Source organism: Acetobacterium sp. UBA5834 (genome assembly GCF_002435675.1).
GTDB lineage: Bacteria > Bacillota > Clostridia > Eubacteriales > Eubacteriaceae > Acetobacterium > Acetobacterium wieringae.
Genome location: NZ_DJGY01000029.1, coordinates 144,398 through 151,620 on the forward strand (window position 1 = coordinate 144,398; position 7,223 = coordinate 151,620).

Genomic DNA, 7,223 nt, shown 5'->3' on the forward strand with positions numbered 1-7,223 from the left:
CCAAATATAGTATAACTCGATCAAAATTTTAATCAAATGTCAATAATGTTAGCAGAAATAGAAAATAGACAGTTGTTTATTGTTATATTCTGGACGATAATGAATCGATATTGACATCCGTTATAAAATCGTAAAATGAAAGAATACATGAGTATTCAAAAAAAATCCTGAAGACAATCGGATTTGACTGTCTTCAGGATTTTTACTTAGAGCATGGAGTATATGGATATGACTTGTTTAGATATCAGTACTTATCACGTTCTGAATCATCCAAAGTGATCCGGGGTTCAGGTTGGGGTGGTGCGACAAAGGGAACCGCAGATACCTTTTTGTTAATCGGCATTGTTCTTTCGACATCGTTGCTGTATTGGTTTTTGAGTTTGAAAGTGCGCATCATCTGTTTAAGAACCTCAGCCTGGCCGGAAAGCTCCTGGCTGGAAGCTGCACTTTCTTCGGCAGTAGCTGAGTTGGTTTGGACTACATTGGAAACTTGTTCAATACCCTTGGTGATTTGTGCAATTTCTGAAGCCTGATCATTGGAGGCCCGGGCGATATTGCCAACCAATCCGGTTACTTTTTCAATCTCATTAAGAATTTCAACCAGACTTTCAGCGGTTTCATCAGCAATCTTGGTGCCAGCTGCAACCTTATCAATCGAGCCTTCAATGAGACCCGTGGTTTCCTTGGCGGCTTCGGCACTGCGGGCTGCCAGGGTTCGCACTTCTTCAGCAACGACGGCAAAGCCTTTGCCATGTTGTCCGGCCCGGGCGGCTTCGACAGCCGCATTAAGAGCGAGAATATTGGTTTGGAAGGCGATGTCATCAATGACCTTGATAATCTTTGAAATATTGTTTGACGATTCGTTGATTTCAACCATGGCAGTGACCATTTTTGACATCTGAGAATTACCTACTTCAGCATTGGTTCGCACTTCAATGGCCCGTTCATTGGCTTCATTGGCGTTTTGGGCGTTTCGCTTGGTTTCTGCGGCCACTTCTTCAATGGAAGCGGTAAGTTCCTGGATGGCACTAGCCTGTTCGGTTGTACCTTGTGATAAGGCTTGACCGCCGTCAGAGATTTGAATGGCACCGGCTTCGACTTGTCCGGCAGCGTCATCAATTTCTTTCATGACTTCACTTAAATGGGTAGTGATCCCATTAATAGCCAGTTTAATGGCGACAAAATCGCCATGATAATAGGTTTTAATTTCCTGGCTGAGGTCGCCCTCTCCAATGCGTTGGAGGGTGATTGTGATTTCGTCAACATAGTTTTTGAGGAAATCAATGGTTCGGTTCATATCCTCTTTTATTTTTCCGTGCTGGCCTTTGTAATCACCATCCATATACGTCTTCAGGTTACCTTTGGCCAGCTCGTCCAAGGCGGTAGAAGCTGCCTGGATCGGCTCAATGACAGCATCCAGGGTTTGGTTAAAGCCAGCAATAACTTTGGCATACTCGCCTTTGAATTTAGCAGGGTCACCCCGATGATCAAGATCGCCTTCAACAGCCAGCCGGGTCATTTCATCGGCTTCGCTAACCAGGGAATGGATATTTTCAATCATTTGAATCAGGCTGGGAATAAATTCATCCGCTTCACTTCGTTTTCCGATGTTAACCAGTTCATCGTAATCACTCATATTGCCGTTGGCAACATTATTGACAATGGCATGGATGTAGTTTAATTTCCAGTGAATTTCATTGACAGAGGTTGCCAAATCGCCAAAGACGCCTAAATAGGTTCCCTCCATTTGGGCCGTAAAATCATTGATAAATAGTCGATGAAGCACTTCACCAGTCTCGGTTAAAGCCCCTAAACCATCGATGCAGGCGTTGATATTATTTTTCAGATCATTAAAATCACCCTTGTATTCAGTGGTGATTTTAGGCGGGATCACGCCGTTGCCAATCCGTTCAATGGCTTTATTGGCAACTTTGAGGGGTTTGACAAAGGTGTTGATCACATTGTTTAAAGAAATGATCATATCTTTGTAGGCCCCGGTGTATTCATTGGTATTTCCCCGGTAGTTGAGTTGTCCAGCTAAAGCAGCGTTTCCAAATTTTACAATGGCATCATGGATTCTGTTCATTTCTGTTAAAACAGCAACCATGGAATAGGCGATTACATCATCGTCAGAACGGGGGATGATTGCAACGTCAAAATCACCCTGTGACATCTGTTGAGCCGCTTCGGAGAGGCATTTGTTGTTTTGAATCATGGTTTCAAAAGATCGCATCAAATCGCCAATCTCGTCATGGGTGGTGATTTCAATGTTTACATCCACCTTGCCCACAGCCACCTGATCGGCGATTTCTTTAAGTTTTACAATCGGTTTCGACAGCTTTTGGGCCATTATAAAGGCTGCAGCACCGCCAATCAGGAGAATAAACAATGAAATCATGATAATCAGATTGCGGAGATTATTGATCGGAGCTAGTACATCATCTTCATATTGGGCGACAATCAGGGTCCAGTTTGTACCAGGAATGGGAGCTGTGGAACCAATTTTGGTTTCTCCGTTTAAAGTATAGGTTAACATCCCGGTGGTTTGGGTTCCCAGTTTCTTTAACGCTAAACCAAAACTCTTCCAAATGCCATCGTTGTCGATAGCGTCAAAGACGTTAACCTGATCCAGTATCATCTGATCATCGGGATGGGCCATCATCGCTCCAGTTTCATTGACAACAAAACCGAACTGGCGGTCGCCATCGCCCATGGCATTGATGATATCCTTTAAGAAGGTTGGATCTCTTCGGCCAACCAATAAGCCAACAATCTGACCGTTGCTTTTTATCGGTGCGACGTCAAATACCACGGGTTCTTTGGTAACTTTACTGATGGCAACATCAGAAATAGATAATTCACCCTTGAAGCCGTTTTCATACCAAAATTCTCCCCAAGAATCAAACTCGCCACCGCCTTTGATATATTTGGCATGACCGTCCTGGTTCATTACGGCAATGTCCTGATAACCCAATCGTTCCACATCGCCAGCAATGGCATCAACTTGAGTTTGCCAGTCCATGGTGGTTACCCGGGCCCGGGAAGCCACTTCACTAAGGGTCGATAAGTTACCATCAATGATGGCGCCAACATGGGAAGCGCCTTCCGTGGTGTACTTTTGAGCATCGGTATTGGCCTGGTTGGTTAACGCAGCAGCACCCAGGTTAACTGTGATGATTCCCAGAGAAAACACGGCCAAGGCCATAAGGACAACTGTAAACAACAGCAGTTTGGTGGATATTCGGGATTTGCGAATGGCTTTATCCGGGATATAGTCAGCTGTATTTGCAGCAGTTTGTGGTGTCAGATCGGTTTGCTTGGTTGGTTCCAGATCCAGCAGCGGTTCTAGATTTTTGTTCATAATAACCCCTTTCAAATATCGTTTTGCAGGTTATCCAGAAAATCAGGGGCCAAGATACGGCCGCAATGATTTTAGCAGGATGTAAGTTGATTTAGGACAAGTGCATACTGACATCGCAAAAGACACCAGTGTTATCATTATATAACTATTTATAACAAAAATCTACCACTTCATAACTAATAATTATCATTGCCGAACAGGTTGTGGCTGGTTGCAGCTTGGTTGCTGTCTGTTAGTTTAATCGCTAAAAACATGCAATATAAATTAAAACCAGACAGAGTGCCTGGTTTTAATTTATATTGATAACAATTTGGTTTTGGCCCATTGCATCGGCTGCCGACAGGGCCTGAGTTACTTTTTTAATCAGTATTTCGTAGGAAATATCATCAGTGAGAATGGCAGTAACCACACCAATGGAAACTGTGTAATAGCAAATCTGGGGAGTGGTTGCGTGGAAAAAAGCGGTGTTTAAGATTTTTCGTCTGAATTTTTCAGCCATTTCTGCAGCACCGGCGGGATCCGTATCTGAGAGAATACAGGCGAATGTGCAATCATCCCATTGGGTAACCAGATCCCCGGAACGTTTCAAGGTTTTATTCAGTATGGTGGCAATCCGGCGATGACAGTCAGTGTTGGATAATTGTTCTTGACAACGAGTAGGTTTCTCTAAAGTGTTAAATTTGATCAGAAGGATTGATAGATAACGTACGGTAGTCTTTGCTTTGTTGATGGCCTCAACGAGCATTGAATCAAATTCTTGACGATTGCCAATTGGAGTAGGGATATCCGTGACGCAGCCGTATCGCTTAGAAACGTCTTCATTTGCAAAAGCGTCATCTGGGGGAACGCAAAATTTACTCATTTTCAGAATTCCTTTCTGATCATAAAAAATATTGACCTGATAGTATTTTATACTTGATTTGGGCGGAATGTAAAGCTTTTTAATCAAAATCAAGCGCTCGTGAATATGTTTATAATTAACAATAAAGGGTAAAATATGGTAGAACGAAGACCTGCAAATTGACAAAGACAGCCACAATAATCATACGCATTTGATTATTGAAAGAATGGAGAACGGGTAATAAAAATAAGGTGTACAGATTGAGCGACATTCAAATTCAAAAAGCAATAGACAACTGTACGGTTAGTGAGGAAAGAATGGATTTTAAAAACGCAAATCTGGTGTATTTTACAGGTACTGGAGGAACAGCTCGAGTTGCTGATGCGTTCGAACATTCGTTAAAAAAAAGAGCAATTGCGGTTCAACGCACCGAGTTAAGGGGTATAACTGAGCCAGTTGTGTTTGGCGATGTATTGGTGCTGTTGTTTCCGGTGTATGCATTTAATGCACCAAAACCCATTACGGAGTGGTTAAAAAAAATTCCGCCTGCCAAAGATCGACCGGCGGTGGTCATTTCTGTTTCAGGTGGAGGCGAAATTTCGCCCAATACAGCGTGTCGATGGGCAACAATTCGTCATCTTGAAAGAAAAGGTTATGATGTAATATACGAAAAAATGATGGTTATGCCATCTAATTTTTTGATCGGTTACGATGAAAGCCTTTGCGCCATGGTTCTTCATGCAACACCAGTAATTGTTGAAAAGGTGGTGACTGAAATTATGGTAGGAGAACGGCATCGAACGCAGCCCTATGGCATCGATCGAATCGCATCAAAACTGGGATATTTTGAGATGATTGGGGGAAGGATTTTTGGTCGGCGACTTAAAGTCAACGAGAAATGTATTGAATGCGGATTGTGTGAAAAATTGTGTCCTCAAGAAAATATTAAAATTAGTGAAGGTAGGCACCATTTTGGCAATGAGTGCGTCATCTGTATGCGTTGTATTTATGGCTGCCCTCAAAAGGCTATTGAACCGGGAATTGGAAAATTTGTGGTGCTTTCAGAAGGCTTTGATTTGAATAAAGTCGAAGACCGCATGGATCATCTGACCGTATATCCCCGTATCAGCAGTGCCACCAGCCATTCGTCACTTCGAGGTGTACGGGATTATCTGATTGAAAGTGATTGTTTTAGACAATAAAAGAATTGGGTGTTAAGGAATTGAAAGTGAGAAACAGCAATGGATTATCAGGAACTCAGTGATTTTTTTGTGCATCTGGATCGTTCTTATTTTATTGACAATGAAATGAAAGAATTTGCAGATCGGGATCAACCCCTGTCAATCGGTTATGAACAAACAATTTCTCAACCTTCTCTGGTGCTTGAAATGACTCAGATTCTCGCCCCAGAGAAAAACAGTTGTGTGTTGGAAATTGGAACGGGTTCAGGTTACCAAACAGCACTTCTGGCTAGATTTTCGAAAATGGTTTATACGATTGAACGAATTCCGGAATTATCGGAAACAGCCCAAAAGAGACTTAATAATTTGGGTTACAAAAATATTGTTTATAAAATTGGCGATGGCAGTGAGGGATGGGCTGAATTTGCCCCCTTCAATCGAATAATCGTCACGGCAGCGGCAGAGAGAATTCCCAAGGAACTCATTGATCAGTTGGCCAGAGGTGGAAAAATGATTATCCCTGTGGGGCCGCCGGAATTACAGGAGTTAAAGCTTATATGTAAAGATGATGATGGGCAGCTTAGGCAGCAGACCGTTGATCTGGTACGTTTTGTTGAAATGAAAGGGAAATATGGTTGGAAAAATAAAGCAGCAGTTAAATAGGATGTTTTTAAAACCCCTGAACCCTTTTTTAAAAGAGGATAGGGGTTTTAAATTTTTAGTCGTTATGGAATACAAAAAGCTGGTTGCGACCGGCTTTTTTGGCTCTGATTAGAGCGGTTTCCGAGCGGGTGAAAAGGGTCGTTAAGGAGTTTTCGGAAGTGCTTTTGTCTAAATAAACGCCGGTAGCCACTCCCAGTGATAAAGTGATGATTGTATTAATTGGTGAGGTTTGGTGAGGAATGCTCAAATTTACTACAGTTTTTCTGATGATTTCAGCGATATGGGCGGCTCCCTTTAAATTAGTGTCCGGGAGTAGACAGATAAATTCCTCACCTTCCCAGCGGGCGGCCAGATCACCGGCACGTTTTAATGTTTTTTTGATTGTACCGGCAACTTCCTGGAGACAAGCATCCCCTTCAGCGCGGCCATAAGTCTCATTATATAATTTAAAATAATCAATATCAATTCTGATCATCGAGAGTGGGGTGTTATTTCGTCTGGCTTTGCGAATTTCGATAGTCAGCATTTCTTCGAAACGGCGACGGTTGGCGAGTTGGGTTAAAGCGTCGGTATCGGTTGTGTTACTGAGAATTTCCCGATAATGCTTGAGCGCCAGCTGGTATTTTATTTTTTGCTCGACATTGGGCAGATCAAAGGGCTTGGAAATAAAATCAACAGCACCAGTTTGGGCGCCATGGGCTTTGTTTTCTTTGTCACTCAGAGTCGTTAAAAAAATGATCGGAATACCCATCGTACTTTCTTCCAGCTGAATTTGTTTACTGACTTCAAAGCCATTCATTTCCGGCATACTGAGATCCAACAGAATTAAGTCGGGGACAGGTTTTTGTGTAGCCATAGCTAAGGCAGCTTTTCCGCTGTTGGCAACAGTGATATCATATTTTTCTACCAGAGCCTCAGCAAGCATTTGGGTGTTCTTGGTTGAATCATCAACCACCAGGATTTTCGGTCTCTGATCTAGAACGCCAGAGCTGGTTAATTGAGTCTGATCATTTACGATTTGCTCTAATGCTGTTAGTTCGTCATCTTTGAGGCGAAGGTTTTTATTATACATCGGTAATATATGTTGGGACACACTACGTCCGTTTTTGAGTTTCTGAGACTCATCTCTGAGCAAGAGAACATGAAATGAAAAATCATAGTTTTATACATTCCTTTC

Annotated in this window: 5 protein-coding genes; 2 read left to right on the plus strand and 3 right to left on the minus strand. The window is 42.5% G+C overall.

Annotated elements, in window-relative coordinates:
• Window positions 1-244: 244 nt before the first annotated feature.
• Complete coding sequence (locus B3F51_RS06465) at window positions 245-3,361, minus strand: methyl-accepting chemotaxis protein (protein ID WP_286946139.1); 3,117 nt, start codon at window positions 3,359-3,361, stop codon at window positions 245-247.
• A 289-nt stretch (window positions 3,362-3,650) separates the two neighbouring features.
• On the minus strand, window positions 3,651-4,223 hold the full coding sequence (locus B3F51_RS06470; RefSeq protein ID WP_139142380.1) for a GGDEF domain-containing protein: 573 nt from the start codon (window positions 4,221-4,223) through the stop codon (window positions 3,651-3,653).
• A 239-nt stretch (window positions 4,224-4,462) separates the two neighbouring features.
• Between B3F51_RS06470 and B3F51_RS06475 the strand changes: the two genes are divergently transcribed.
• Together B3F51_RS06475 and B3F51_RS06480 are read left to right on the plus strand one after the other, a co-directional pair.
• Window positions 4,463-5,404, plus strand: a complete 942-nt coding sequence (locus B3F51_RS06475; protein WP_139142379.1) for an EFR1 family ferrodoxin — start codon at window positions 4,463-4,465, stop codon at window positions 5,402-5,404.
• Window positions 5,405-5,443: 39 nt separating this feature from the next.
• Window positions 5,444-6,046 carry a protein-L-isoaspartate(D-aspartate) O-methyltransferase gene (locus tag B3F51_RS06480; RefSeq protein ID WP_084633715.1) on the plus strand — a complete coding sequence of 201 codons (603 nt, stop codon included), beginning with the start codon at window positions 5,444-5,446 and terminating at the stop codon, window positions 6,044-6,046.
• Window positions 6,047-6,101: 55 nt separating this feature from the next.
• On the opposite strand, the gene B3F51_RS06485 is transcribed toward B3F51_RS06480, so the two are convergent.
• The gene (locus tag B3F51_RS06485; RefSeq protein WP_286946142.1) at window positions 6,102-7,139 is read right to left on the minus strand and encodes a diguanylate cyclase domain-containing protein; all 1,038 of its coding nucleotides are present in this window, start codon (window positions 7,137-7,139) and stop codon (window positions 6,102-6,104) included.
• Window positions 7,140-7,223 lie beyond the last annotated feature (84 nt).

Bases quoted from the DNA above. Each gene is read 5' to 3' on its own strand.
- B3F51_RS06465 (WP_286946139.1), bottom strand. From the start codon at position 3,361: ATGAACAAAAATCTAGAACCGCTGCTGGATCTGGAACCAACCAAGCAA.
- B3F51_RS06470 (WP_139142380.1), bottom strand. From the start codon at position 4,223: ATGAGTAAATTTTGCGTTCCCCCAGATGACGCTTTTGCAAATGAAGAC.
- B3F51_RS06480 (WP_084633715.1), top strand. From the start codon at position 5,444: ATGGATTATCAGGAACTCAGTGATTTTTTTGTGCATCTGGATCGTTCT.